The organism is Pseudomonas sp. CMR5c (genome assembly GCF_003850545.1).
GTDB lineage: Bacteria > Pseudomonadota > Gammaproteobacteria > Pseudomonadales > Pseudomonadaceae > Aquipseudomonas > Aquipseudomonas piscis.
The window spans coordinates 5,210,215-5,235,733 of sequence record NZ_CP027705.1 but is presented as its reverse complement, the minus strand read 5'-3'; the positions used below and the strand labels follow the sequence as shown (position 1 = coordinate 5,235,733).

The window sequence follows — 25,519 nt, the reverse complement described above, 5'->3', positions numbered from 1 at the left end:
TCCTGAAAAATGGACCGATACCAAGCGTGGGTATCAGCACTCGATGATGTTCACGGCCAGACCGCCACGGGCGGTCTCCTTGTATTTGCTTTTCATGTCGGCGCCGGTCTGGCGCATGGTGCGGATGACCTTGTCCAGGGACACGAAATGCTGCCCGTCTCCGCGCAAGGCCATGCGCACCGCGTTGATGGCTTTCACCGAACCCATGGCGTTGCGCTCGATGCAGGGCACCTGCACCAGCCCGCCGATGGGATCGCAGGTCAGCCCGAGGTTGTGTTCCATGCCGATTTCCGCGGCGTTCTCCACTTGCTGCACGCTGCCGCCCAGGACTTCGCACAGGGCACCGGCGGCCATCGAGCAGGCCACGCCCACTTCACCCTGGCAGCCGACTTCGGCGCCGGAGATCGAGGCGTTTTCCTTGTACAGGATGCCGATGGCGGCGGCAGTCAGGAGAAAACGCACCACCCCGTCCTCGTTGGCCCCGGGAATGAAGCGCATGTAGTAGTGCAGGACCGCCGGGATGATGCCGGCCGCGCCGTTGGTGGGGGCGGTGACCACCCGACCGCCATTGGCGTTTTCCTCGTTGACTGCCAGGGCGTAGAGGTTGACCCAATCCAGTACCGACAGCGCATCGCGCAGCGCGGCTTCCGGGTGCTTGCACAACTGCCGGTACAGGGCCGGGGCCCGGCGCTTGACCTTGAGCCCGCCCGGCAATATCCCTTCATGCCGGCAGCCGGCATCCACGCAATCCTGCATCACCTGCCAGATCTTCAGCAGGCCCTCGCGGGTCTGGGCTTCCGGGCGCCAGGCGCTTTCGTTGCCCAGCATCACCTGGCTGATGGACAGGCCGTAGGTGCTGCAGTGCTGCATCAGCTCCCGGGCGGTCTTGAACGGAAAGGTCAGTGGCGTGGCGTCCTCGACGATGCGGTCGGCGCCGGCGGCGTCTTCATCGACGACGAAACCACCGCCCACGGAGTAGTACTCGCGGCTGCGGATCTGCAATCCGGCGCTATCGAAGGCACGGAAGATCATGCCGTTGGGGTGATAGGGCAGGGGCTTGCGGATCAGCGCCAGGTGTTCTTTCTCGTTGAACGCGATGCGCTGTTCGCCGAGCAGGTCGATGCTTGCGCTGCCGCGTATCGCTTGCAGGCGAGCACCGATGCTTTCGGTATCCACGGTGTCCGGGTGTTCGCCTTCCAGGCCCAGCAGCACGGCCTTGTCGCTGCCGTGGCCCTTGCCGGTGGCGCCCAGCGAGCCATACAGCTCGACCTTGACGCTGGCGGTGGCGGCCAGCAGCTGTTCACGCCGCAAGCCCTCGACGAAGCGCGCGGCTGCGCGCATCGGGCCGACGGTGTGGGAGCTGGAGGGGCCGATGCCAATCTTGAACAGGTCGAACACGCTCAGGGACATGTTGGTTCTCCGGTTTCTTGTTATAGCGGCAGCTGTAAGTCGCAAGCCGCAAGCCGCAAGCCGCAAGCTGCAAGTCAGAAGTCGGGCAACTCTTGCTTGCAGCTTGAGGCTATTAGCTTGTTGCTGCCTTAAGCGTAGTTTTCGATCGACGGGCAGGCGCACACCAGGTTGCGGTCGCCGAACACGTTGTCGACTCGGCCCACCGGTGGCCAGTACTTGCCTTCGACCAGCGACGCCACCGGGTACACCGCCTGCTCGCGGCTGTACGGGTGCGTCCACTCGCCAACCAGTTCCGCCGCAGTATGCGGAGCGTTCTTGAGCGGGTTGTCATCCTTGTCCAGGGTGCCGTTCTCCACGGCGCGGATCTCCTCGCGGATACGGATCATGGCGTCGCAGAAACGATCCAGTTCTTCCTTGGACTCGCTTTCGGTCGGCTCGATCATCAGCGTGCCGGCCACCGGGAACGACATGGTCGGGGCGTGGAAGCCGAAGTCGATCAGGCGCTTGGCCACGTCGTCGACGCTGATGCCGCTGCTGTCCTTGAGTGGACGCAGGTCGAGGATGCACTCGTGGGCCACCAGGCCGTTGCTACCGGTATAGAGCACGGGATAGTGCTCTTCCAGGCGCCGGGCGATGTAGTTGGCGTTGAGGATCGCCAATTGCGAGGCACGCTTGAGCCCGGCACCGCCCATCATGCGGATGTACATCCAGGTGATCGGCAGGATGCTGGCGCTGCCGAACGGTGCGGCGCTGACGGCGCCCTGCTTGTTGTCCAGCACCGCGTGGCCCGGCATGAACGGCGCCAGGTGCGACTTGACGCCGATCGGGCCGACACCAGGGCCGCCACCGCCATGGGGAATGCAGAAGGTCTTGTGCAGGTTCAGGTGGGACACGTCGCCGCCGAACTTGCCCGGGGCGCAGAGGCCGACCATGGCGTTCATGTTGGCGCCGTCGATGTACACCTGGCCGCCGTTGTCATGAATGATGCCGCAGATCTCGCGAATGCCTTCCTCGAACACGCCGTGGGTCGAGGGATAGGTGATCATCAGCGCGGCCAGGTGCTCACGGTGCTCGATGGCCTTGGCTCGCAGGTCCTCGATATCCACGTTGCCCCGGGCGTCGCAGGCAGTGACCACCACGCGCATGCCGGCCATGTTGGCGGTAGCCGGGTTGGTGCCGTGGGCCGAGGATGGAATCAGGCAGATATCGCGACGGCCTTCGCCACGGCTCTGGTGATAGGCACGGATCGCCAGCAGGCCGGCGTACTCGCCCTGGGAGCCGGCGTTGGGCTGCAGCGACACGGCGTCATAGCCCGTGGCGGCGCAGAGCATCGCCTCCAGTTCGTCGGTCAGTTGCTGGTAGCCGGCGCTTTGCTCGGTCGGGGCGAAGGGGTGCAACGCGCCGAACTCGGCCCAGGTGATCGGGATCATCTCGCTGGCGGCGTTGAGCTTCATGGTGCACGAGCCCAGCGGGATCATGGTGCGATCCAGGGCCAGGTCCTTGTCCGCCAGCTTGCGCAGGTAGCGCATCAGCTCGGTTTCCGAATGGTAGCGGTTGAACACCGGGTGGCTGAGGATCGCCGACTGGCGTACCAGCGCCGCTGGAATGCGGCTGGAGACGGCCTGGGCCACGCTGGCGAAGTCCGGTACCGGCTTGCCTTCGGCCAGCAGCTTCCACAGGGTTTCGACGTCGGCCTGGGAGCAGGTCTCGTCCAGGGACAGGCCCAGGCGCTCGGCGTCGATCACCCGCAGGTTGATGCGCTGCGTACGCGCTTGTTCATGCAATGCGCCAGTGCGGGTGCCGGTGTGCAGGCTCAGGGTATCGAAGAAGTCCTGCTGTTCCGGGGCCAGGCCGAGTTGCACCAGGCCCTGGGCCAGGATCGCGGTCAGCTGGTGGATGCGCTGGGCGATCTGCACCAGGCCCTTGGGGCCGTGGTACACGGCATACATGCTGGCGATGTTGGCCAGCAGCACTTGGGCGGTGCAGATGTTGCTGGTGGCCTTCTCGCGACGGATGTGCTGCTCGCGGGTCTGCATGGCCAGGCGCAGCGCCGGCTTGCCGAAACGGTCCACCGAAACGCCGACCAGGCGGCCTGGCATGTCGCGCTTGAACGCATCGCGGGTGGAGAAGTAGGCCGCGTGCGGGCCACCGAAGCCCAGTGGCACGCCAAAGCGCTGGGCGCTGCCGATGGCTACGTCGGCGCCGAATTCGCCCGGCGGGGTCAACAGGGTCAGGGCCAACAGGTCGGCGGCCACGGCCACCAGGGCATTGGCCCCATGGAAACGTTCGGCCAGCTCACGGTAGTCGAACAGGTCGCCATTGCTGGCCGGGTATTGCAGCAGGGCGCCGAAGAACGGACTGACATCGGTCAGCTGGCGTTCGTCGCCCACCACCACTTCGATACCCAGGGGTTCGGCGCGGGTGCGCAGTACGTCCAGGGTCTGCGGGTGGCAATGGACGGAGGCGAAGAAGGCATGGCTGCCCTTGTTCTTGCTCAGGCGCTTGCAGAAGGTCATGGCTTCGGCGGCGGCGGTGCCTTCGTCGAGCAAGGATGCGTTGGCGATCGGCAGGCCGGTCAGGTCGCTGATCAGGGTCTGGAAGTTCAGCAGGGCTTCCAGGCGGCCTTGGGAGATCTCTGGCTGGTATGGGGTATAGGCGGTGTACCAGGCTGGGTTTTCCAGCAGGTTGCGCAGGATCGGCGAAGGCGTATGACAGCTGTAGTAGCCCTGGCCGATGTAGGTCTTGAACAGCTGGTTGTTGGCGGCGATGGCCTTGATCGAAGCCAGGGCCTGGGCTTCGCTCTGGCCGGCGCCGAGTTCCAGCACGCTGGTACCCTTGATGCTCTCGGGGATCACGCTGGCGCTCAGGGCTTCCAGGGAGTCGAAGCCCAGGCGGTTGAGCATGGCTTGCTCGTCGTCCTGGCGCGGACCGATATGGCGGCTGATGAATTCGTTGGCGGTGGTGAGGTTGACGGTCATCACGGATTCCTCAGGCTTCGGCGTTGGCTTTGATCAGGCGGTCGTAGGTGTCCTGGTCGAGCAGTTGGCCCACAGCGCCGGCATCGGCAGGAATGAAGCGGAAGAACCAGCCTTCGCCCAGCGGGTCTTCGTTGACCAGTTCCGGGCTGTCTTCCAGGGCCGGGTTGATGGCGACCACTTCGCCGTCCAGGGGCATGTACACGCCGCTGGCAGCCTTCACCGATTCCACGGTGGCGGCTTCGGCGCCCTTGTCATAGCCCTGCAATTCGGGCAGTTGCACGAACACCACATCGCCCAGGGCGTTCTGCGCGAAAGCCGTGATGCCAACGGTGACGCTGCCATCGGCTTCAGCACGCAGCCATTCGTGATCTTCGGTAAAACGCAACTCGCTCATGGAAACTCCTCAGGGGCCAGATTTCGTCTGGTGGACGCGATTGAATGCTCGTGCGGGGCCGAGCCGAATGGCGATATCCATAGCAAGAACATGGCCAATTCTTATTTATTCTTTATAAATCAATCGCTTGAGTTGTTTTTCCGAGCAAATGACCTGATCGACTGTAGCGAAATCGCTACAGCCTGGGGTTCGGAAAAAAGGCTAAGGGGATCAAAGCCTTGGAGAACAGGGGGTTGGTGCAACTGTAGCGAAATCATTCCGCTGTAGCGCTTTCAGTACAGATGGAGGTCGCTTTTCGCCCGTTTTTGGTAGGAGCGAAGCTCGCTGGCGATGACCCCGCAGGTGCTGTGCAGGCTCCAGGCGCTGCGGTGTGGTTGGGATTTGTCGCCAGCAAGCCTGGCTCTTGCAGAAGCAGCGCAGCCTGCTTCAGGCCTTGCCGGGGATGCCGTACTTGCGCAGGCGATGGGCGATGGCGGTGTGGGAGGTCTGCAGGCGGTTGGCCAACTGCCGGGTCGAGGGGTAGTGGACATAGAGGCTTTCCAGCAGCTCTTTCTCGAAACCTTCCACGGCCTGCTCCAGGCTCTCGACCTCGGCATCGTTCTGGCGCGCCACCGAGGTCCCGGCGATGTCCAGGTCGCCGATGTCCACCAGGTTGCCGTCGCAGATCGCCGCCGCGCGAAAGATCACGTTCTGCAACTGGCGCACGTTGCCCGGCCAGCGGTTGCCCAGCAGCGCCGGGTAGGTACCCGGGGTCAGCCGGCATACCGGCCGCTGGATCTGGGTGCAGGCCTGCTGCATGAAATAGCGGGCCAGCAACAGGATGTCCTGGCCGCGTTCGCGCAATGGCGGCACTTCGATGTTCAGCACATTGAGGCGGTAGAACAGGTCTTCGCGGAAGCTGCCCTCGGCGACCATTTTCTCCAGGTCGCGGTGGGTGGCGCTGAGGATGCGCACATCGACCTTGATCTCGCGGTCGCCACCGACCCGGCGAAAGCTGCCGTCATTGAGAAAGCGCAGCAGCTTGGCTTGCAGGTAGGGCGACATCTCGCCGATTTCATCGAGAAATACCGTGCCCTGGTTGGCCAGCTCCATCAGCCCTGGCTTGCCCCCGCGCTGGGCTCCGGTGAAGGCGCCGGGGGCATAACCGAACAGTTCGCTCTCGGCGAGGTTTTCCGGCAGCGCCGCGCAGTTCAGGGCCAGGAACGGCGCACTATGGCGAGCGCTGATGGCGTGGCAGGCGCGGGCCACCAGTTCCTTGCCGGTGCCGGTTTCACCCTGGATCAGCAACGGCGCATCCAGGGCCGCGACCCGTTGCGCCCGGGCCTTGAGGGTGCGGATCGCCGGCGACTCGCCGAGCAGGGCATCGAAGCCCTCGGCATGATCGTGGTGCAGGGCCGACAACTGCTCGCCGATGCGATTGGGCTGGTACAGGGTCAGCAGTGCGCCGGCGTCGGTGATGGGCATGGCGTCGAGCAACAGGGTCTGGCCATTGACCGTGACTTCCCGCAGCGGCAGGCGAAAGCCCTGTTCCAGCAGCGTAGCCAGCAGGCCGGGGTCGGCGAACAGCTCGGCCACGCTTTCCCCCGCAGGCTCACGGCCATACAGGGCCACCAGTGCCGGGTTGGCCAGCAGCACCTTGCCGGCGCTGTCCAGGGCCAGCACCGGGTCGGTCATGGCGGCCAGCAGGGCATCGAGCTGCAGGTGGCGGCGTTGTCCGGGGAGGATGTCGACCACCGTCACCGCTTGCACGCCGCGCACGTTGAACAGCGCGTCGCGCAGCTCATCCAGGACTTGCGGGCTCAGGGTCGGAGCGTCGATGTAGACGTTGGGCGGCACCATTTCCACCGCATCCAGGTTGAGGTTGCGCCCGCCGAGCAGGGCCAGGACTTCCTGGGTGATGCCGACGCGGTCGATGAAACTGACGTGGATACGCATGGGGTGACGGAAGGTTCTGGGGCACTGGAGGGCTGCCAGTATGCCTTGGGCGCGGGGCTTAGTCGAAGCCGCCGTGGCCGGCGCCGCGCAAGGTCCGGGGCAGGTGCGCAAGACCGCCGGGCGTGACTGGCGCCGGCAGGCTCGCAGTTGCCCGGGGCTTATTCCAGGTGTTCGGGGTTCATCGGGTCGCCGGACTTGATGTCCAGTTGCTTGCGCACATCCTCGAACATCTCGTCGTAGTACTTGTGCAGGGACGAGATATTGGCGCTCTTGGGCATCCCGTGTTGCTGGGCGATACGCGCGGCATGGCGGGCGAAATCGAAGGCCTGGTCCTTGGCCAGGAAGAACTGTTCCTTGAGGGGCTTGTCCTCGATGGTGCCGTGCAGGGTGAACTGCATGCCCCGGCCCTCCTTGGGATCCTGGGCCACTTCATAGTCGATGCACAGGTTGTAGCTGTAGTCGTCCTTGTTCAGCGCATGGCGCTCGATATGCAGGTGACCGGGCTCAAACATGGCCATAGGCGTTGTCCTCCTGGGCGTTGAAGAAGGGGCAGGCCGTGGCCTGCCCGTGTTCCGGCAGCGGGCGTCTACAGGTAGCTGATGCCGGGTTTCTCCGTGCTGATGCGCGTGCCGGCCTGGCCCTGGACGATGGCTTCAATGTCCGAGAGTGAACCGATCACCGCGACTTTTCCAGTCTGCCGGGCGAATTCGCAGGCCGCCTGGACCTTGGGCCCCATGGAGCCGGCGGCAAAGCCCAGCTTCTCGATTTCGTCCGGATGGGCCTGGGCGATGGCCTTCTGGGTCGGCTTGCCGAAGTCGATGAACGCCGCATTGACGTCGGTGGCGATCACCAGCAGGTCGGCTTCCAGTTGCCGGGCCAGCAGCGCCGAGCACAGGTCCTTGTCGATCACCGCCTCGATGCCCTGGAGCTTGCCGTCCTCGCCATACATGGTCGGGATGCCGCCACCACCGGCGCAGATCACGATGCTGCTTTTCTCCAGCAGCCACTTGATCGGACGGATCTCGAAGATGCGCTTGGGTGTCGGGCTCGCCACCACGCGGCGGAACTTGTCGCCGTCCGCAGCGATGGCCCAGCCTTTTTCCTTGGCCAGGCGCTCGGCTTCTTCCTTGTCGTAGACCGGGCCGATGGGCTTGGTCGGGTTCTTGAACGCCGGGTCCTTGGCGTCCACTTCCACTTGGGTCAGCAAGGTGGCGAAGGGCACCTCGAAGTCCAGCAAGTTGCCCAGTTCCTGTTCGATGATGTAGCCGATCATGCCCTCGGTCTCGGCGCCGAGCACGTCCAGCGGGTAGGGCGAGACCTGGGTGTAGGCCGCCGCCTGCAGCGACAGCAGTCCCACTTGCGGACCATTGCCGTGGGCGATCACCAGCTGGTTGCCGGGATGGATCTTGGCGATCTGTTCGGTGGCGATGCGGATGTTGGCGCGCTGGTTGTCCGCGGTCATGGGTTCACCACGGCGCAGCAGGGCGTTACCGCCCAATGCAACGACGATACGCATAATGCAGTCCTTCTAGAGTCCGGTGCCGGCGCTACCTGGGCAGCGCCGGTGCCGAAGGGGATTTACAGGTCGGCCAGGGTCGAGACCAGGATCGCCTTGATGGTGTGCATGCGGTTCTCCGCCTGCTCGAAGGCGATGCAGGCCGGGGACTCGAACACGTCATCGGTGACTTCGATGCCGTTGGCCAGGTGCGGATACTGCTCGGCGATCTGCTTGCCGACCTTGGTATCGCTGTTGTGGAAGGCCGGCAGGCAGTGCATGAACTTGGTCCGTGGGTTGCCGGTGGCCTTCATCAGCTGGGTGTTGACCTGGTAGGGCAGCAGTTGCTCGATGCGCTCGGCCCAGGCTTCCACCGGCTCGCCCATGGAGACCCAGACGTCGGTGTGGATGAAGTCCACGCCCTTGACCGCGGCTTTCGGGTCCTCGGTGAGGGTGATGCGCGCACCGCTTTCCTCAGCGTACTTCTTGCAGCGCTCGACCAGGTCGTCATGGGGCCACAGGGCCTTGGGCGCGCAGATGCGCACGTCCATGCCGAGCTTGGCGCCCACCAGCAGCAGCGAGTTGCCCATGTTGTTGCGAGCATCGCCCAGGTAGGCGTAGCTGATCTCGTGGATCGGCTTGTCGGCGTGCTCACGCATGGTCAGCACGTCGGCGATCATCTGGGTCGGGTGGTATTCGTCGGTCAGGCCGTTGAACACCGGCACCCCGGCGAACTTCGCCAGTTCCTCGACGATCTCCTGCTTGAAGCCGCGATACTCGATGGCGTCGTACATGCGCCCCAGCACCCGGGCGGTGTCCTTCATGCTTTCCTTGTGGCCGATCTGCGAGGAGTTGGGGTCGATGTAGGTGACGTTGGCCCCTTGGTCATAGGCCGCTACCTCGAAGGCGCAGCGGGTACGGGTGGAGGTCTTTTCGAAGATCAGGGCGATGTTGTTGCCCTTCAGGTGCTGCTGCTCGGTGCCGGTGTACTTGGCGCGCTTGAGGTCGCGGGACAGGTCCAGCAGGTAGCGCAGCTCGCGTGGGGTGTGGTGTTCCAGGCTCAGCAGGTTGCGGTTGTGGATATTGAAGGCCATGGTGATTTTCCTCGAATTCGGTAATCGGCCCGACCGGCGCCGGGCAGGCGCGGTCGGACAGCGGGTCGTCTAAAGGCTCAGTAGTCGATCGGGTCACGCACGATCGGGCAGGTCATGCAGTGGCCGCCGCCACGGCCGCGACCCAGTTCGCCGGCGCTGATGGTGATGACTTCCACACCGGCCTTGCGCAGCAGGGTGTTGGTGTAGGTATTGCGGTCGTAGCCGATGACCACGCCGGGCTCCACGGCCACCACGTTGTTGCCGTCGTCCCATTGCTCGCGTTCGGCGGCGAAGCTGTTGCCGCCGGTCTCCACGACCCGCAGGGCCTTGAGGTTGAGGGCGGCGGCCACGGTGTCGAGGAAGTTGGTCTTCTCGCGCTGGATATCGATGCCGTGGGGCTTGCTCTCGTCAGGGCGCAGGGTGAAAGGAACGATCTGATTGACCACTTCGGGGAAGATGGTGACCAGGTCGCGGTCGCAGAAACTGAACACGGTGTCCAGGTGCATCGCCGCGCGGGACTTCGGTAGGCCGGCAACGATCACCCGCTCCACGGCCTTGTTCTTGAACAGGTTGCGTGCCAGTTGGCCGATGGCCTGATGGGACGAGCGTTCGCCCATGCCGATCAGGACCACGCCGTTGCCAATGGGCATGACGTCACCGCCTTCCAGGGTGGAGGCGCCATGCTCCTGGTCGGGGTCGCCGTACCAGATCTGGAAGTCGGCGTTGGTGAACTCGGGGTGGAACTTGTAGATGGCGGTGGTCAGCAGGGTTTCCTGGCGTCGCGCCGGCCAGTACATGGGGTTGAGGGTCACGCCGCCATAGATCCAGCAGGTGGTGTCGCGGGTGAACTGGGTGTTGGGCAGCGGTGGCAGGATGAAGCTGGCATGGCCGAGGAAGTCGCGGAACATCTCGATGGTCCTGCCGCCGAAGCTGCTGGGCAGGTCGTCGGCCGAGACCCCGCCGATGAGGTATTCGGCGATCTTGCGCGGCTCCAGGCTGCGCAACCACGAGCCGACTTCCTCCACCAGCCCCAGGCCAACGGTGTTGGCGGTGATCTTGCGCTCCAGGATCCAGTCCAGGGCTTCGGGGATGGCGACGATGTCGGTCAGCAGGTTGTGCATCTCCAGCACATCGATATCCCGCTCGCGCATCTTGGTGACGAAGTCGAAGTGATCGCGCTTGGCCTGGGCCACCCACAGCACGTCGTCGAACAGCAGTTCATCGCAGTTGTTCGGAGTCAGCCGCTGATGGGCCAGGCCTGGGGAGCAAACCATGACTTTGCGCAGTTTGCCGGCTTCGGAATGGACGCCGTACTTAACTTTTTCCGTGGTCATTACTGTGATCCTCCAGAGACAAAACAATCAGGGGGTATTGCAGGTGCAGCTACAGGGTCAGGAAGCCGTCGTAGAGGCCGTAGGCCGCCGCTGCGGCGCCCAGGAGCACGGCCGCGAAGATCAGCTTCTCGACACTGGTGAAAACCGGTTTGTGCAATTCCATCTTGGCCTTGGCGAAGAGCACCGCGCCGGGGGCGTAGAGCAGGGCCGAGAGCAGCAGGTACTTGACCCCGCCGGCGTACAGCAGCCACACCGCGTAGAACAGGGCGATGGCGCCGATCACCAGGTCCTTCTTGCGCTCGGCCAGGGCTTGTTCGTAGCTTTCGCCACGCACTGCCAGGAGCACCGCGTAAGCCGCCGACCAGAAGTACGGCACCAGGATCATCGAGGTGGCGAGGTAGATCAGCGACAGGTAGGTGCCCTTGGAAAACAGGGTGATGATCAGGAAGACCTGCACCATGACGTTGGTCAGCCACAGGGCGTTGGCCGGTACGTGGTTGGCGTTCTCGCGGCGCAGGAACTCCGGCATGGTGTGGTCCTTGGCGGCGGCGAACATGATCTCGGCGCACAGCAGGACCCACGACAGCAGCGCTCCCACCAGCGAGATGATCAGGCCGATGCTGATCAGCAGCGCGCCCCAGTGGCCCACCACGTGTTCCAGGACTGCGGCCATGGATGGGTTCTGGAGCTTGGCCAGTTCCGGCTGGGTCATGATCCCCAGGGACAGCACGTTCACCAGCACCAGGAACAGCAGCACGGTGATGAAGCCGATGACAGTGGCCTTGCCCACGTCGGAGCGTTTTTCCGCCCGGGAAGAGAAGATGCTCGCGCCCTCGATGCCGATGAACACCCAGACGGTGACCAGCATCATGTTGCGCACCTGGTTCATCACGCTGCCCAGGTCCGGGTTCTTCACGCCCCAGATGTCAGCGGTGAAGATGTCCAGCTTGAAGGCGAAGAGCGCGATCAGTACGAACAGCAGCAGCGGCACCACCTTGGCTACCGTGGTCACCAGGTTGATGAACGCCGCTTCCTTGATCCCGCGCAGCACCAGAAAGTGCACGGCCCAGAGCAGGACCGAGGCACCGATCACCGCCGCAGGAGTGTTTCCCTCCCCAAATATCGGGAAGAAGTAACCCAGGGTGCTGAACAGCAGGACGAAGTAGCCGACGTTGCCCAACCAGGCGCTGATCCAGTAGCCCCAGGCTGAGGAGAAGCCCATGTAGTCGCCGAATCCGGCCTTGGCGTAGGCATATACACCGCCATCCAGGTCAGGTTTGCGATTGGCCAGGGTTTGAAAGACGAATGCCAATGTCAACATGCCGACTGCAGTAATTGCCCAACCAATAAGAACTGCCCCGACATCGGCGCTGGCTGCCATGTTCTGCGGCAGGGAAAAGATCCCCCCGCCAATCATGGAACCCACTACCAAGGCGACTAATGCGCCCAGTTTTAGTTTTCCGGGAGATTCAGACATTGCATGACTCCAATGCAGGAGAAGAGAGACTTCAGATTAAGTCTGCCGCCAATCCAAACTGCTGACTTGGATCAGTCAATTGCTGCATTTCGTTGTGAATGAATGACTTAAGACTTGTAGCGAGAGGTAGAATGCAGCCCTGCAAGGCCCATCCCATAAGGCTTTGATCTCCTTTCAAGAGGTGGCTTCCATTATCGATGTCGATTGACGCTAGACCCTTTCAAAGAATATGCAAATCATGCCGCTTGCTAATTAAGGCGAGATGGGTGATGGCACTTGGCACATGCTCTTAACAAAATACTCGGTTATTCAGTGTGTTCTGGCGGGTAGTCGCGGAGTTCCCGAATAAAGGATGGTTAATTGACTGTTACTATCAGAATCAAATTCCTAGAAAGTTATTTAATTGCGTCTAATTTTATCGCCAGGGCGACTCGCTGATATAAGGAGTAGGGATGTCACAACCGGCACAGAAGCTTCAATTGGGTGCGCTGATCGCGTTGGTGGTGGGCTCCATGATTGGCGGCGGGATCTTTTCCCTGCCGCAGAACATGGCGGCCCGGGCCGACGCCGGGGCGGTACTGATCGGCTGGGCGATTACCGCGGTGGGCATGCTGACCCTGGCCTTCGTGTTCCAGACCCTGGCCAATCGCAAGCCTGAACTGGATTCCGGGGTCTACGCCTACGCCAAGGCTGGCTTCGGCGACTACATGGGTTTTTCTTCGGCCTGGGGCTACTGGATCAGCGCCTGGCTGGGCAACGTCGGTTACTTCGTCCTGCTGTTCAGCACCCTGGGCTACTTCTTCCCGGTGTTCGGCCAGGGCAACACCCCGGTGGCCATCGGCTGTGCCTCGCTGTTGCTGTGGGCCGTGCATTTTTTGGTACTGCGCGGGATCAAGGAGGCCACGTTCATCAACCAGCTGACCACGGTGGCCAAGATCGTGCCCTTGGTGATGTTCATCGTGATCGCCGCAGTGGCCTTCAAGGCGGAGATCTTCACCCGCGACATCTGGGGGCGCGCCAACCCGAATTTCGGCGGAGTGCTGGACCAGGTGCGCAACATGATGCTGGTCACGGTATTCGTCTTCATCGGCATCGAGGGAGCCAGCGTGTATTCGGCGCGGGCGCAGAAGCGCGCGGATGTCGGGCGGGCCACGGTGATAGGTTTCCTCGGCGTGCTGGCGCTGTTGGTGCTGGTCAACGTGCTGTCGCTGGGGATCATGAGCCAGCCGGAGCTGGCCAGTTTGCAGAACCCGTCCCTGGCGGCGGTGCTGGAGCATATCGTCGGGCCCTGGGGCGCCTTGCTGATCAGCGTCGGCCTGGCGGTATCGCTGCTGGGGGCCTTGCTGTCCTGGGCCCTGTTGTGTGCGGAGATCCTCCACGCCACCGCGAGCGACCGGACCATGCCGGCCTTCTTGCGCAAGGAAAACGCCAACCACGTACCGGTCAACGCCCTGTGGCTGACCAACGTGATGATCCAGGTATTCCTGCTGATCACCCTGGTGTCCGCCGGCACCTACACCAAGCTGATCTACCTGGCGTCGTCGATGATCCTGGTGCCCTATCTGTGGTCGGCGGCCTATGCGGTGCTGCTCAGTGGCCGTGGCGAAACCTACGAGCAAGCCTCGGGGGAACGCCTCAAGGATCTGTGCATCGCCGTGGTCGCCCTGAGCTATGCCATCTGGTTGTTGTATGCCGGCGGGGTCAAGTACCTGCTGCTCTCGGCGCTGCTCTACGCGCCGGGAGTGATCCTGTTCGCCAAGGCCAAGCATGAGCAGGGCGAGCCGTTGTTCACCCTGCCGGAGAAGCTGATCTTCAGTGCCGTGATCGTCGGTGCGCTGCTGGCGGCCTACGGCCTCTACAGTGGTTTGCTGGCGCTATGAACCCGCAGCAGCGGCTCTTGCTGCCCTACCAGGGGCCCTATGACTGGCAGGCCATGCTGGGGTTCTTCGCGGTGCGCGCCATCGGCGGCCTGGAGGTGGTGCAGGACGGTGTCTACGCTCGCAGCTTCGAACTCGATGGGAGACAGGGCACCCTGAGCCTGCGCCCCGGGCCTGGCGAGCAGTTGGATTTGCGCTTGAACCTGGGGGGCGCGGAACCGTCCCCGTCACTGATCGGCCAGGTGGTCATGCGCGTGCGCCGGCAGTTCGACCTGGATGCCGACGTACTGCGTATCCACCAGGAGCTGGCCGCCGACCCGCTGTTGCAACCCTTGCTGCTGGCCCATCGCGGGTTGCGTGTACCGGGCGCCTGGGATGGCTTCGAACTGGCGATCCGCGCGGTACTGGGCCAGCAGATCACGGTAGCGGGTGCGATCCGCCTCGCCACTCGGCTGGTGGCGGTGCATGGCCAGCCACTGGCACTCCTCGATCCCGGTTGGCCGGGCCTGACCCAGGTGTTCGCCACGCCCGCCGCCCTGGCCGTGGCGGACCTGGCTGCCCTGGGCATGCCCGTCAGCCGTGGCCGGACCTTGTCCACCGTGGCCCAAGCATTGCTGGCGGATCCGGGTTTGCTCGACCCCAAGGCCAGCTTGCAGCAGGGGCTCGATGGCCTGCTGCGGCTGGTGGGAATCGGTGACTGGACGGCGCATTACATCGCCTTGCGGCACATGCGTGAGATGGACGCTTTCCCGGCGGCCGATGTGGGCCTGCTCAATGCCATGGCCACCCTTCAGGGCCAGCGGCCCAGTGCCCGGCAACTGCTGGCCCGGGCCGAGGCCTGGCGGCCCTGGCGCGGTTATGCGGCGCAGCAGTTGTGGACATTGGGTAGCTGAGGAGCCAGGCGCCTACCACCAGCGGGCGCGATGGGCGCCCAGGGGGCCGGCCGGGCAATCCCACTGGATCGGCGTGCCGCTGATCTGCAGGGGCACGCGCAAGCGATGGGCCGGACCCCAGGCGGTCTGCTCCAGCACCAGCCCCTGGTCGTCCTGATCCTCCTCGCGCAACCCGCTGGTGGCTGGCCCCTGGCCTGAATGCTCGACCAGCAACTGCGCGGTACGCGCCAGGGACAGGCGCGCCTGGCCACCGTGGCGCCAGGTCGGATCCAGTGCCCGCAGGGCACTGGCGGCCATCAGGTAGCCGGTGGCGTGGTCCAGGGCCTGGACCGGCAATGGCGTGGGGCGCTGCGCAGCTTTCCAGGCCATGCCCGCCTCGGCGATCCCGCTGCTCATCTGTACCAGGCTGTCGAACCCCCGGCGGTTACGCCACGGACCGCTCCAGCCGTAGGCGTTGAGGCTCACCTCGATCAGCCCCGGGGCCAGGCGCTGGCGCTGCTCGCTGTCATAGCCCAGGCCATCCAGGGCGTCACCGCGGTAGCCATGCAGCAGCAGGTCGGCCTGGGCCAGCAAGCCTTCGAAGGTGGCGCGGTCTTGGCGATCGTGCAGGTCCAGGCGGGCGCAGCGCTTGCCCAGGGTCATTTCCGGTTCGACGGCCGGTTCGTTCCACCAGGGTGGATCGATGCGCAGCACGTCGGCGCCGAGCCCGGCCAGCAGGCGGCTGGCCACGGGGCCGGCCAGGACCCGGGTCAGGTCCAGGACCTTGAGCCCGGCCAGTGGCCGTTCGCTGCAACCGCTCCAGGCCTTGCCCCGGGGGTCGCCACCGGGCAGCCAGTGGACCAGGGGCTCGCCGGCCACTGCCTGGCCCTGGGGGTGGGCCTGCCATTGGGCCCAACTGCGCATCTGCGCCGCGCAGCCACCTTGCTCGACCATGGCCTGCTCCAGTTCCAGAGCGTTCCAGCCGGCCACCCGGGTGGCCATGCTCGCGCGGTCGCTGGCGGCGCCCAGGACGTGTTCGGCCACGGCTCGATGATGGGGAGCATTGGTATGCAGGCGAATCCAGCCATCGCGGGTGGCATAGTCGCCGGCGATCGGGTCCCAGAGCGCCGGCGAGCTCCAGCCTTGGGGGCGCAGCGAGCTGGCGAACCAGAACGAGGCCAGGCGCCGGTCGACACTGACCGTAGGGCGCCGGCCGGTGTGTTGGTACAAGAGTTCGGCGAGTGCCTGCCCGGCGGCGCCGATGCTGGCGCTGGCCAGGTCACTGACGGCGAAGGCCGAGGGCAGGGCGCCCTCGCCTTGTTCGTTGAGATTGGACGGCGGCAGGTCCAGGGCGGCTTGAATGGATGCCAGTAGCGGGGACATGGACGGCTCCTCGAGACAAGAGGAGGGCATTGCACCCTGAAATCCCCTGGCCTGTCGAGGCGCAGGCGCGGGTCTTGTGACGCGGGTTGCCGCGTCACAAGGGCCTGACTCAGACGCGGAACTGGTCCATCAGCTGCATCTGCTGGGTGGCCAGGGCATTGAGCTGGCTGCTGACCTGGGCCGACTCGCTGGCCTGTTCGGTAAGGGTCTCGGTGACGCTGCGGATCGCCGAGACATTGCGGTTGACCTCTTCGGCCACCGCGCTCTGTTCTTCGGCGGCACTGGCGATCTGCAGGTTCATGTCGCTGATCACCGTCACCGCGTCGCTGATCTTGCCCAGGGCCTGGACCGCTTGCTGGATCTGCCCGGCATTGCTCTGCGCCTGGCTCTGGCTGGCATGCATGGTGGTCACCACGTCACGGGTGCCGCTCTGGATGCGCTCGATCACCACGCGAATCTCTTCCACCGAGTCCTGGGTGCGCTTGGCCAGGTTGCGTACTTCATCGGCCACCACCGCGAAACCACGGCCGCTTTCACCGGCACGGGCAGCCTCGATGGCGGCGTTGAGGGCCAGCAGGTTGGTCTGCTCGGCGATGCTGCGGATCACCTCCAGCACCGAACCGATCTGCTCGCTGCTCACCGCCAGGGCCTCGACTTCGCCCACCGCCTTGCTCACCTCGTCGGCCAGCAGGCTGATGTCCTGGGTGCTGCGTTCGATGATGGTCATGCCTTCCCTGGCCGACTGGTCGGCGCCGCGGGCGGCCTGGGCGGCATTGGCCGCACTGCTGGCGACCTCGTGGGCGGTGGCGCTCATTTCGTTGGAGGCAGTGGCCACCTGGTCGATTTCGCGGAACTGGACCTGCATGCCTTCGCTGGTCTGGCGGGCGATTTCCGAGGACTGGTCGGCGGTGCCGCGGGCTTCGATGATGCTTTGCTTGATCTGGGCGATGGTCGGTTGCAGCTTGTCGAGGAAGCGGTTGAACCAGCCCACCAGCTCACCCAGTTCGTCCTTCTTGCTGTAGTCCAGGCGCTGGGTCAGGTCGCCGTCGCCGCTGGCGATGGCCTTGAGCATCTGCGCCACGCTGTTGATCGGCCGGGTCACGCCCGACGCGCTGAGCCAGATCAGGGCCAGGCCCAGCAGGCCGGCGCCGATGGCGACCAGCACGGTCTTGAGCGTGCCGCTGGTCTGGGCTTCGTCCAGCAGTGTCTGCAGCTTCACCGAGTCGGCCAGCAGCACCTGCTGGGGCAGGTCGATGGTCACGCCCCAGGGCTTGGCATCGGCGATCGGGCTGAAAGGGTAGACCGAGCGGATCAGCTCGCCTTGCTGCAGGGTCTTGGCCTGGTTGCCGGTCACCGCCGCGAGCAGGTCCTTGCCTTCTGTGCCCAGGGTATCGTTGATGTTCTTGCCCACCTGGCCGGCATCGGCGCCGACCGCCGCCAGCAAGCCGCTGCCAGCGACGATCATCATGTGCCCGGCGCCATCGAACAGGAATCGCTGGGCTTCGCCGGCGGCGGCCTGGAGCGAGTCCAGGGCGATATCGATGCCCATCACTCCGATCACCTTGCCGTCTGCCAGCAACGGCAGGGAGATGGTGGTCATCAGCACCTGCTTCTTGTCCTCGCCGATGGTGTCGGCATAAGGATCGAGCAGGCAGGTGCGGCGGTTGTCCCGGGGGCAGGTGTACCAGATGTTGTAGGGCGTGCCGCTGAGGTTGAGGGTGGTCCTGGTCAGGTCATCCTCGGTCATCACGGTATTGAGCCCCTGGCCGCCTGAGCGGCTCCAGTAGGTGGCGAAGCGCCCGCGCTCGTTGGACGAGCGAGCCGCATCATTGGCGAACTCGTTGTCCTTGCCATCCAGGGCGTTGGGTTCGTAAGCCAGCCAGATACCGAGCACCTTGGCGTTGCGCTCGAAGGCGGTCTTGAGGCTGTGGTTGAGTTCCTCGCGCAGGGCCGAGGCTTCCAGTCCGCGCTTGTTGGCCATCTGGCGCAGGTCGCGGACCTGGTCCGCCAGGGCGTTGAGCGCCAGTTGGCTCTCGCCGAAGGTCTTCTGGATGCGCACCGCCTGGTCGGCCGCCTTGGCCTGCAGCAGGTCTTCGACCCCGGCGGTCAGCATGCGGGTGCTGGAGGTATTGACCAGCTGGTTGTTCTGCCGGCTCTGGTACAGGTTCATGCTGACGATCAGGGCCACGACCCCCAGCAGGCACAATCCGGACAGCAGCACGATCTTCAGGCGAATGGAGAGAGAGTCGAACATGGGGGCGATCTCGCGAAAGGACAGATGGAAAGCACGGATTCGGATGACTCCGCTCGCCAAGTCCATTTCAGCGCCATGTCCGGAACATCGGCTAGGGCGATCTTTGCGTGAGGCGCCGCCGACGAACGGTCATGCCCTTGACATAAATGCCCCAAGGCACAGGGCATAGCAGCCAGATAAGGGGCTTCAGGAGGCCTGCGGCAGGCTCTCGGGACGTGACCAGATCCACAGGTTGCCCAGGGTCATGCCGGCGATGGCGGCATACATGGTCCAGTGGTGGTTGAGCAGGCCCAGCATCAGGCCGGCGCACAGCAGCATGCTGATGGTGGCGCTGACCTTGGCCTTGCGGCTGACGATCCGGCCATTGCGCCAGTTGCTCAGGATCGGCCCGAACAGGCGATGGTTCTCCATCCAGGCGCTCAGGCGCGGCGAGCTCTTGGTGGCGGCCCAGGCGGCCAGCAGGATGAACTCGGTGGTCGGCAGGCCCGGTACCACGATGGCGATCAGGCCGATGGCCAGGCTGACATAGGCCAGCGCGCCGAACAGCAGGCGGGAGATTTTCGAAGCGGGGGGGCGAATGGGGGTCATGGCGTCGATGCTGAGGTAACGCGTGGTACGGCTGATCCGCGAGACGGGCCGCGGCAGAGGATACCGCTGTGGGCCAGGACACTCCACCGTGTCCTGGCCCACAGTCGCGGGGATCAGGCCGGTTGTGCCGCGCTGGAGTAAGCCTGTTCCAGCAGCACGGTGAAGCGATTGAAGGCATCCAGGGCGCCTTTTTCCGCCGCTGCTTCTTCCTCGGCGCTGAACTCCAGGCCGTCGAGGATGCGAGTGAAGGTCTTCCAGCCTTCGGCACGGCCACCGGCCGGTTCGCCCAGGTGGCGGGCACCGAAGGTTTCGCTCAGGCCCAGGCCCACGGCGCGCTTGATCAGGAACGCGGCGCCAAGCTTGGAGCCTTCGGAAACGAAGATCCAGCCCAGGGCCTCGGCCTTGCTCGGATTGCGCACGGCACCGGCAACCGGCGCCGGTACTTCGGTGTCCAGGTCGGCGAGGTCGGCCTTGGCCGCTTCGGCGCGGCAACGCTCGGCCAGGTCAGGGACGATCGCGATCAGCTCGGGATCGTTGTACAGCTCCACCAGTTCCGACTGGAACAGGTACTGGGCCACCACGAAACGGGCGAAGGCGCCCTGGGTTTCGAAGGGCGCGTGGGCCTTGACCAGGGCATCGAGCTTGGAATGCGGCTCGTGGGTGATCTGGTTCAGGCGCTGGGAACGCAGGTGGTGAGGCTGGGCGGAAGCCTGGGAGGTCATACCGATGTCCTTGAGAATGAGAGACAGTTATAACTAGACGAACAAGAAGACGCGACACAGTAAAAAATCCTCACTGCCCCTGATGAAAAAGAGCAGTGAGGAGCGACTGGGTCAGATATCCCAGACCAGGTTCACCGAGAAGTTACGGCCGGGCATGGTCAGGCGATCGAGGTTGGCCGGGGCTGTCTGTCCGGCTTCGCCGACGCTGTCGTAGCCGCGCACATCGTCCCAGTTCCAGTATTTCTTGTCGGTCAGGTTGTACAGGCCGGCATTGACGGTCAGGTCGTTGGTGACCTTGTAGAAGCCGGTGAGGTCGAGGATGCCGAAGCCGGGCGTCTTGAACTGGCCACTGGTCAGGCGGCCGTCGGGAGCCTTGAAGGTGCTGTCGTCGACCCGGTCCTTGCGCTTGACCAGGGTCCAGCTCAGCAACGCGCCGTAGTCATCCTGGTCGTAGCCCAGGCCGAACACGCCCTTGAGCGGATTGACGCTGTTGATCGGCTCGCCGTTGTCATTGTTGCGCCCGTGGGCATAGGCCACCGAGGCCATGGTGTACAGGCCCTGGGGCGCGCCGAAGGCATCCAGGTTCAAGCGGCCCTTGGCCTCGGCGCCCTTGATGGTGGCGCGCTTGATGTTGTTGCTCTGGATGACCGCTTGCAGCGCACCTGCGGTGATTGCGTCTTCGTTGATGAAGTCGCGGTACTGGTTGTAGAACACCGACACGTCGAAGGAGCCAGCGTCGAAGTTGCCCCGCAGGCCAGTCTCGATGCCTTTGCTGGTCTCTGGCTTGAGGTTGGAGTTGGGCTCGACCACATAGCCACCGGCGATGTTCTCGAAGCGTCCGTAGAGCGCCTTGGCCGATGGGGTGCGGAAGCCTTCGGCATATTGGCCGTAGGCGGTGTAGTGCTCGTCGAAGGCATAGGTCAGGCCGAACTTGGGCGATACCCGGTGCCAGGTCTTCTTCTCATCGCTGACCGGGAAGGCGCCGTTCGGATTGACGGTATTGAGGAACTCCTGGGTCAGGTGCGGCTTGAGCTGGATGTAGTCGTAGCGCAGGCCCGGGGTGAAGGTCCAGGCGTTCCAGCTGATCTGGTCCTGGGCGAACAGGGCGTAGCTATTGATGGTCGGGTCCGGGAAGTCGCTGGACTTCTTCACGCTGTCGCTGGCGGTCGGGCTGGGAGCGCCGATGGCGGTACAGCCCGCGCCGACCTTCAGGCAAGTGGCGGTACCAAAGCGCGAGCCAGTGACCTTCTGTTGCTTGAGGGTGGTGCCGTAGGTCAGTTGGTGGTCGGTTTCACCCAGGGCGAAGGCCTTCTCCAACTGGGCGTCGAATACCCATTGCTTTTCCTCGTACAGGGTCTTGCGTTCGCGCAGCACGTCACGGGCCACCGGGGTGTATATCGAGACCGGGTTATAACGCTCGCTGGTGGTCTGGTCGGTCTTGGCGATCTGGTAGTTCAGGCTCCACTTGATCCGGTCCGCCACGGGGGACTCCAGCGCGAAGCTGTTTTCCAGGCCGAAGCGTTCCCGGGTGATGGTGTCGTTGCCGGTCCGCGAGCGGTACCAGTTCTGCCCGACGCCATTGAGGAACAGCCCGCCCACCGCGCTTTTCTGGTTGGTGTCGCGGTCGTCCTTGTATTTCTCGTAGGTCAGGCCCAGGCGCGCGTCGTCCGCATAGTTCCAGCCCAGCTTGGCCAGGACGTTGGTGGTGCGTACATCCTCCGGGTTGGCGGCGGTGCGGTCCAGGCCGGTGCCGTTGTTGCTGCCATAGGATTCGACTTCGTGGCCATCGCGCCGGCTCAGGTGCAACAGGCCGTCGAACTCGCCGGCACGCCCGGCGAAGGTGCCGGACTTGAGCCAGCTTTCGTCGGCCGAACTGTAGCCGGCCTTGAGTCGTGCGCCGACATCCTGGCCGGGCTTGATGATGTCGTCGGCGTCCAGGGTGTAGTAGCTGACCGCGCCGCCGATGGCGTTGCTGCCGTACAGCACCGAGGCCGGGCCGCGGAGGATCTCCACACGCTTGACGATTTCCGGATCGACGTAGTTGCGGTTGGTCTTGGCATAGGGGCCGCTGAAGAAGTGCCCCGGGACTTCGACGCCGTCGACCTGGGTCAGGATCCGGTCGCTATCGATACCACGGATGTTGTACCCGCTGATGCCGGCGCGCTGGCCGGCGCCACCCACCGACACCCCGGGTTCATAGCGCACCAGATCCTTGATGTTGGTGACATTCTGCCGGTCGAGCTCTTCCCGGGTATGCACGCTGACGGTGCTGGGTACCGAGTTGATGTCCTGTTCCTGGCGGGTGGCGCTGATGGTCACTTGTTGCAGGTTCACCGTATTCGAGCTGCTGCGCTTCTCTAGGACGATGTTGTTGTTGCCCAGCTTGCGATAGCTCAGGTTGGTGCCGGCCAGCAGCCGCTCCAGGGCCTTCTCCGGTGGCAGTGAGCCACGTACGCCCGGGGAGTTGACGCCCGTGCCCAGTTCGGCCGGCAGGCCGACCTGCCAACCGGTGACGCTGGTGAAGGCGTTGAGGGCCGACACCAGGGGCTGTTGGGCAATGGCGAAGTTGTAGTTGCCCATGCGCTGGCTGGCGGGCGCTGCAGGCTGGTCGGCCAGCGCCGGTGTGGCCTGGGCACCGGCCAGCAGGATGGCCGCGGTGAGCAGCGACAGGGTGCAGTGATGCAGGCGGGAGTGAGGAACTGAGGATCGGCTGTTGAGGCAAGAAGACATCGAAAGCGCTCCGGGTCGCACGAATCTTTTATAGGTGTGCAGATTCACATTCAAAAATGCGAATCACTTGCATTGGCTATAACGAGACGTACGACCCGCTGCTATCGCGTAAAAATAATTGTTCTCAATTGAGAATCATCAGCGCCGGCAGTTCCGACAGCCGTGCCGAGGTGATGTGGGCCAGGGAGCGGACCACGTCCAGGGGCTGGTCCAGGCGGTAGTTGCCGGTTACCGCGACATTGGCCAGTTGTTCGTTGTTGTTGATGATCCAGCCCGGGTAGTAGCGCCGCAGTTCCGCCAGCACCTGGCTCAAGGGGCAGTTCTCGAACACCAGGCGACCTTCGACCCAGGCCAGGTCCTTGCCGGCGTCGAGCCTGGCTGTCTGTTCGAAGCCCTGGGGACCGACCCGTACGCTTTCGCCGGCGCGCAGGCGCAGGCTCTGGTCGGCGTGGGTGGCGCGCAGATCGATATCCCCGCGCTGGACCTGGACCTGGGCGATGCCATCCAGGTAGCGCACGGCGAAGGTGGTATCGCGCACGCTGGCGCGCACCGGGCCGGCCTCCAGTTCCAGGGGCAGCCCGCGATTGCCCGGGATCTCGAAGAACGCTTCGCCCTGGTACAGCCGCGCGGTGCGCCGGTGCTCGTCGACATTGCTGGAGAACGCCGAGTTGGTGTTGAGCAGCACCCGGGAGCCGTCCTCGAGTTGCAGGCGCTGGCGTTCGCCCACCAGGGTCAGGTGGTCTGCCTGCAGGCGCAGGGGCAGGTTGCTGAAGCTGAACAAGCCAAGGACCAGCACGGCGGCGGTGGCCAGGGGTTTCCAATGTGGGCGCAGGCGGGCCAGGGGCGAGACCTTCGCGGGAGCGGCCAGGGCCAGGGCGGACTGTGCCACTTGCGGACCATCCCAGATGGCCTGGGCCTTGGCGAAGGCCTGGGCGTTGCGCGGTGACGCCGCCAGCCACTGGTGGAATCGACTTATCTGTTCCTGGGTCGGGTGTTCCAGTTCGATCAGCCAGTCCAGGGCCTGGTCCATGGCCTGGATATTCGGATTCTGGCCGGCAGGGGTGGGGGGCTCGGCGCTGTGAAAGTCCGTCACGGGTGTTCCTCGGCCACGTCTGTGCGCAGCTGTTTTTTCAAGAGAGAGCGAAAGCCGGGCAAGGTTAGCAAAAGCCCCGGGGCTGACGCAGTCATTCTGCCTGGTCGTCGAGGCTCATTGGCCTTCGAGGCGTTCGGCGACACCGATGCAGATGGCCATGATCAGTTTCAGTTCCTTTTGTACCGTGCTCGGGGAGACCCCCAGTTCGTCGGCGATCTCCTGGTAGCTCTGGCCGTGCAGGCGGCTGAGGATGAAGATCCGCTGCTGGCGGGTGCTGAGCTGGCCCAGACTGAGGTTCAGGCGTTCCAGCAGTTGTTCGGCATGGGCGGCATCCTCGGCGCTGCTGGTGGGCGCCGCGACGCTCTCCAGTACCTGCTGCGGTACGTCCTCGAGCAGGGTCCGGTCCTGGATGCGCCGGGCCCGCAGGTGATCGAGCGCGAGGTTGCGGGCGGTCTGGAACACGAAGGGTTCGAGGTGGGTGATGGTTCGCTCGGCAAGCGCCCGGGTCACGCGCAGGTAGGTCTCTTGCAGCAAGTCTTCGGCGGTGCTGTGGTTGTTGACCATCCGCTCCAGCGTACGCAGCAGAGAAGTTCGTTGAGTGAGGAATACATGGTTGAAGTGCGTCTGACTCACAGCAAGGCCTGATCCATTTTTTAGCGGATGATAATGATTGTCATATACATCCGTGGTCAAGCCTTGTGTGGTCCATCCCGCCAGGCAGTGGACAATCTCCTGGCGGGAACCTCTGCCGTCGGCCGATGGTCAGCCGATCATTCGGCGTTGCACAGGGCCAGGCAGTTATCCAGCATGCGGTTGGAGAACCCCCACTCGTTGTCGTACCAGGCCAGGACCTTGAGCAGGCGGCCGCCGCTGACCTTGGTGTGGTTGGCGTCGAAGATCGACGACAGCGGGTTGTGGTTGAAGTCGCTGGAAACCAGCGGCAGGGTGTTGTAGCCGAGGATCTTCGAATGCTGGCTGGCGCTCTTGAGCAGGGCGTTGACTTCCTCGGCGCTGGTGTCGCGCTTGAGGGTCACGGTCAGGTCCACCAGGGAGACGTTGATCACCGGCACCCGTACCGCCATGCCGGTCAGCTTGCCGGCCAGCTCCGGCAGCACCAGGCCCACGGCTTCGGCTGCGCCGGTCTTGCTCGGGATCATGTTCTGGGTGCCGGAGCGGGCGCGGTAGGGGTCGGTGTGATAGACGTCGGTGAGGTTCTGGTCGTTGGTGTAAGCGTGGATGGTGGTCATCAGGCCGTTCTCGATCCCCAGCTCGCGATGCAGTACCTGGGCCACCGGGGCCAGGCAGTTGGTGGTGCAGGAGGCGTTGGAGATGATCTGGTGCGACTGGCGCAGGACGTCATGGTTGACCCCGTAGACCACGGTGGCATCGGCGCCCTTGGCCGGAGCCGAGATGATCACTTTGCGTGCGCCGGCAGTAAGATGGGCAGCGGCCTTGGCCCGGTCGGTGAACAGCCCGGTGCATTCGAACACCACGTCGATCTTCTCTGCGGCCCAGGGCAGCTCGGCCGGGTTGCGGATGGCGCTGACCGCGATACGGTCGCCATTGACGGTCAGGCTCTCCTGGTCATGCTGGATATCGGCGTCGAACAGGCCGTGGACAGTGTCGTGCTTGAGCAGGTGGGCATTGATAGCGCTGTCTCCGAGATCGTTGATGGCGACGACCTGCAGATCCTGGCGATAGCCTTGGGTATAGAGTGCGCGCAGGACGTTGCGGCCGATGCGGCCAAAACCATTGATTGCGATTCGAAGAGTCATGGGTAAACGCCTGTCGTAGGATTTGTTGTTGGAATTACAAGATTATTCGCATAGAAATAGAAAACAAGCCTTTTTAGTGGCAGTATTTTGTCTTATCTACAACGAGTG

General features: G+C 64.2%; 19 protein-coding genes and 1 pseudogene. 2 read left to right on the top strand and 18 right to left on the bottom strand.

Annotated elements, in window-relative coordinates:
• Nucleotides 1-33 precede the first annotated feature (33 nt).
• The 9 genes from C4K40_RS23985 to arcD (C4K40_RS23945) all read right to left on the bottom strand — a co-directional run bounded on the left by C4K40_RS23985 (nt 34) and on the right by arcD (C4K40_RS23945) (nt 12,117).
• Entirely contained in the window at nt 34-1,410 is a 1,377-nt protein-coding gene (locus C4K40_RS23985) for an L-serine ammonia-lyase (protein ID WP_053131456.1), read from the bottom strand.
• 128 nt (nt 1,411-1,538) lie between these two features.
• A complete protein-coding gene (gene gcvP, locus C4K40_RS23980; protein WP_053131453.1) occupies nt 1,539-4,388 on the bottom strand; it encodes an aminomethyl-transferring glycine dehydrogenase in 2,850 nt (949 codons plus the stop codon).
• Nucleotides 4,389-4,398: 10 nt separating this feature from the next.
• Entirely contained in the window at nt 4,399-4,782 is a 384-nt protein-coding gene (gene gcvH, locus C4K40_RS23975) for a glycine cleavage system protein GcvH (protein WP_053131451.1), read from the bottom strand.
• A 426-nt stretch (nt 4,783-5,208) separates the two neighbouring features.
• The gene (locus C4K40_RS23970; RefSeq protein WP_022640463.1) at nt 5,209-6,717 is read right to left on the bottom strand and encodes a sigma-54-dependent transcriptional regulator; all 1,509 of its coding nucleotides are present in this window, start codon (nt 6,715-6,717) and stop codon (nt 5,209-5,211) included.
• Nucleotides 6,718-6,875: 158 nt separating this feature from the next.
• Nucleotides 6,876-7,235 carry a DUF5064 family protein gene (locus C4K40_RS23965; RefSeq protein WP_053131449.1) on the bottom strand — a complete coding sequence of 120 codons (360 nt, stop codon included), beginning with the start codon at nt 7,233-7,235 and terminating at the stop codon, nt 6,876-6,878.
• 68 nt (nt 7,236-7,303) lie between these two features.
• On the bottom strand, nt 7,304-8,233 hold the full coding sequence (gene arcC, locus C4K40_RS23960; protein WP_022640461.1) for a carbamate kinase: 930 nt from the start codon (nt 8,231-8,233) through the stop codon (nt 7,304-7,306).
• 62 nt (nt 8,234-8,295) lie between these two features.
• Complete coding sequence (locus C4K40_RS23955; protein WP_022640460.1) at nt 8,296-9,306, bottom strand: ornithine carbamoyltransferase; 1,011 nt, start codon at nt 9,304-9,306, stop codon at nt 8,296-8,298.
• Between the two features lie 77 nt (nt 9,307-9,383).
• On the bottom strand, nt 9,384-10,640 hold the full coding sequence (gene arcA, locus C4K40_RS23950) for an arginine deiminase (RefSeq protein WP_053131448.1): 1,257 nt from the start codon (nt 10,638-10,640) through the stop codon (nt 9,384-9,386).
• A gap of 49 nt (nt 10,641-10,689) precedes the next feature.
• Nucleotides 10,690-12,117: an arginine-ornithine antiporter gene (gene arcD / locus C4K40_RS23945; RefSeq protein WP_124421358.1), complete on the bottom strand. Its 1,428-nt coding sequence runs from the start codon at nt 12,115-12,117 to the stop codon at nt 10,690-10,692.
• A gap of 452 nt (nt 12,118-12,569) precedes the next feature.
• On the opposite strand from arcD (C4K40_RS23945), the gene arcD (C4K40_RS23940) reads away from it, so the two are divergent.
• Both arcD (C4K40_RS23940) and C4K40_RS23935 read left to right on the top strand, forming a co-directional pair.
• Nucleotides 12,570-13,997, top strand: coding sequence for an arginine-ornithine antiporter (gene arcD / locus C4K40_RS23940; RefSeq protein ID WP_022640457.1), 1,428 nt, complete (start codon nt 12,570-12,572; stop codon nt 13,995-13,997).
• Nucleotides 13,994-14,887: a DNA-3-methyladenine glycosylase gene (locus C4K40_RS23935; protein ID WP_053137247.1), complete on the top strand. Its 894-nt coding sequence runs from the start codon at nt 13,994-13,996 to the stop codon at nt 14,885-14,887. The genes arcD (C4K40_RS23940) and C4K40_RS23935 overlap by 4 nt, the downstream gene beginning before the upstream one ends.
• Nucleotides 14,888-14,899: 12 nt before the next feature.
• On the opposite strand, the gene C4K40_RS23930 is transcribed toward C4K40_RS23935, so the two are convergent.
• The 9 genes and pseudogenes from C4K40_RS23930 to gap form a co-directional block, all read right to left on the bottom strand.
• On the bottom strand, nt 14,900-16,249 hold the full coding sequence (locus C4K40_RS23930) for a CoA transferase (RefSeq protein ID WP_053137244.1): 1,350 nt from the start codon (nt 16,247-16,249) through the stop codon (nt 14,900-14,902).
• Nucleotides 16,250-16,358: 109 nt separating this feature from the next.
• Nucleotides 16,359-17,114 (bottom strand): methyl-accepting chemotaxis protein, encoded by a 756-nt coding sequence (locus tag C4K40_RS32295; protein ID WP_371263514.1) that lies wholly within the window; start codon nt 17,112-17,114, stop codon nt 16,359-16,361.
• Nucleotides 17,115-17,216: 102 nt separating this feature from the next.
• Nucleotides 17,217-18,230, bottom strand: a pseudogene (locus C4K40_RS32290) (HAMP domain-containing protein); the annotation flags it as partial.
• 459 nt (nt 18,231-18,689) lie between these two features.
• A complete protein-coding gene (locus C4K40_RS23920; protein WP_022640451.1) occupies nt 18,690-19,091 on the bottom strand; it encodes a YbaN family protein in 402 nt (133 codons plus the stop codon).
• 113 nt (nt 19,092-19,204) lie between these two features.
• A complete protein-coding gene (locus C4K40_RS23915) occupies nt 19,205-19,813 on the bottom strand; it encodes a biliverdin-producing heme oxygenase (RefSeq protein ID WP_022640450.1) in 609 nt (202 codons plus the stop codon).
• A gap of 111 nt (nt 19,814-19,924) precedes the next feature.
• Nucleotides 19,925-22,543: a TonB-dependent receptor gene (locus tag C4K40_RS23910; RefSeq protein WP_022640449.1), complete on the bottom strand. Its 2,619-nt coding sequence runs from the start codon at nt 22,541-22,543 to the stop codon at nt 19,925-19,927.
• A gap of 124 nt (nt 22,544-22,667) precedes the next feature.
• Entirely contained in the window at nt 22,668-23,636 is a 969-nt protein-coding gene (locus C4K40_RS23905) for a FecR domain-containing protein (protein WP_053137241.1), read from the bottom strand.
• Nucleotides 23,637-23,750: 114 nt separating this feature from the next.
• Entirely contained in the window at nt 23,751-24,269 is a 519-nt protein-coding gene (locus C4K40_RS23900) for an RNA polymerase sigma factor (RefSeq protein WP_031320365.1), read from the bottom strand.
• Nucleotides 24,270-24,406: 137 nt separating this feature from the next.
• Complete coding sequence (gap, locus tag C4K40_RS23895; RefSeq protein WP_022640446.1) at nt 24,407-25,411, bottom strand: type I glyceraldehyde-3-phosphate dehydrogenase; 1,005 nt, start codon at nt 25,409-25,411, stop codon at nt 24,407-24,409.
• Between the last annotated feature and the right edge of the window lie 108 nt (nt 25,412-25,519).

What these genes read in the sequence shown, in the direction of transcription:
- C4K40_RS23985 (WP_053131456.1), bottom strand. Translation starts at nt 1,410, where the DNA reads ATGTCCCTGAGCGTGTTCGACCTGTTCAAGATTGGCATCGGCCCCTCC.
- gcvP (WP_053131453.1), bottom strand. Translation starts at nt 4,388, where the DNA reads ATGACCGTCAACCTCACCACCGCCAACGAATTCATCAGCCGCCATATC.
- gcvH (WP_053131451.1), bottom strand. Translation starts at nt 4,782, where the DNA reads ATGAGCGAGTTGCGTTTTACCGAAGATCACGAATGGCTGCGTGCTGAA.
- C4K40_RS23970 (WP_022640463.1), bottom strand. Translation starts at nt 6,717, where the DNA reads ATGCGTATCCACGTCAGTTTCATCGACCGCGTCGGCATCACCCAGGAA.
- C4K40_RS23965 (WP_053131449.1), bottom strand. Translation starts at nt 7,235, where the DNA reads ATGGCCATGTTTGAGCCCGGTCACCTGCATATCGAGCGCCATGCGCTG.
- arcC (WP_022640461.1), bottom strand. Translation starts at nt 8,233, where the DNA reads ATGCGTATCGTCGTTGCATTGGGCGGTAACGCCCTGCTGCGCCGTGGT.
- C4K40_RS23955 (WP_022640460.1), bottom strand. Translation starts at nt 9,306, where the DNA reads ATGGCCTTCAATATCCACAACCGCAACCTGCTGAGCCTGGAACACCAC.
- arcA (WP_053131448.1), bottom strand. Translation starts at nt 10,640, where the DNA reads ATGACCACGGAAAAAGTTAAGTACGGCGTCCATTCCGAAGCCGGCAAA.
- arcD (WP_124421358.1), bottom strand. Translation starts at nt 12,117, where the DNA reads ATGTCTGAATCTCCCGGAAAACTAAAACTGGGCGCATTAGTCGCCTTG.
- arcD (WP_022640457.1), top strand. Translation starts at nt 12,570, where the DNA reads ATGTCACAACCGGCACAGAAGCTTCAATTGGGTGCGCTGATCGCGTTG.
- C4K40_RS23935 (WP_053137247.1), top strand. Translation starts at nt 13,994, where the DNA reads ATGAACCCGCAGCAGCGGCTCTTGCTGCCCTACCAGGGGCCCTATGAC.
- C4K40_RS23930 (WP_053137244.1), bottom strand. Translation starts at nt 16,249, where the DNA reads ATGTCCCCGCTACTGGCATCCATTCAAGCCGCCCTGGACCTGCCGCCG.
- C4K40_RS32295 (WP_371263514.1), bottom strand. Translation starts at nt 17,114, where the DNA reads ATGCAGGTCCAGTTCCGCGAAATCGACCAGGTGGCCACTGCCTCCAAC.
- C4K40_RS23920 (WP_022640451.1), bottom strand. Translation starts at nt 19,091, where the DNA reads ATGACCCCCATTCGCCCCCCCGCTTCGAAAATCTCCCGCCTGCTGTTC.
- C4K40_RS23915 (WP_022640450.1), bottom strand. Translation starts at nt 19,813, where the DNA reads ATGACCTCCCAGGCTTCCGCCCAGCCTCACCACCTGCGTTCCCAGCGC.
- C4K40_RS23910 (WP_022640449.1), bottom strand. Translation starts at nt 22,543, where the DNA reads ATGTCTTCTTGCCTCAACAGCCGATCCTCAGTTCCTCACTCCCGCCTG.
- gap (WP_022640446.1), bottom strand. Translation starts at nt 25,411, where the DNA reads ATGACTCTTCGAATCGCAATCAATGGTTTTGGCCGCATCGGCCGCAAC.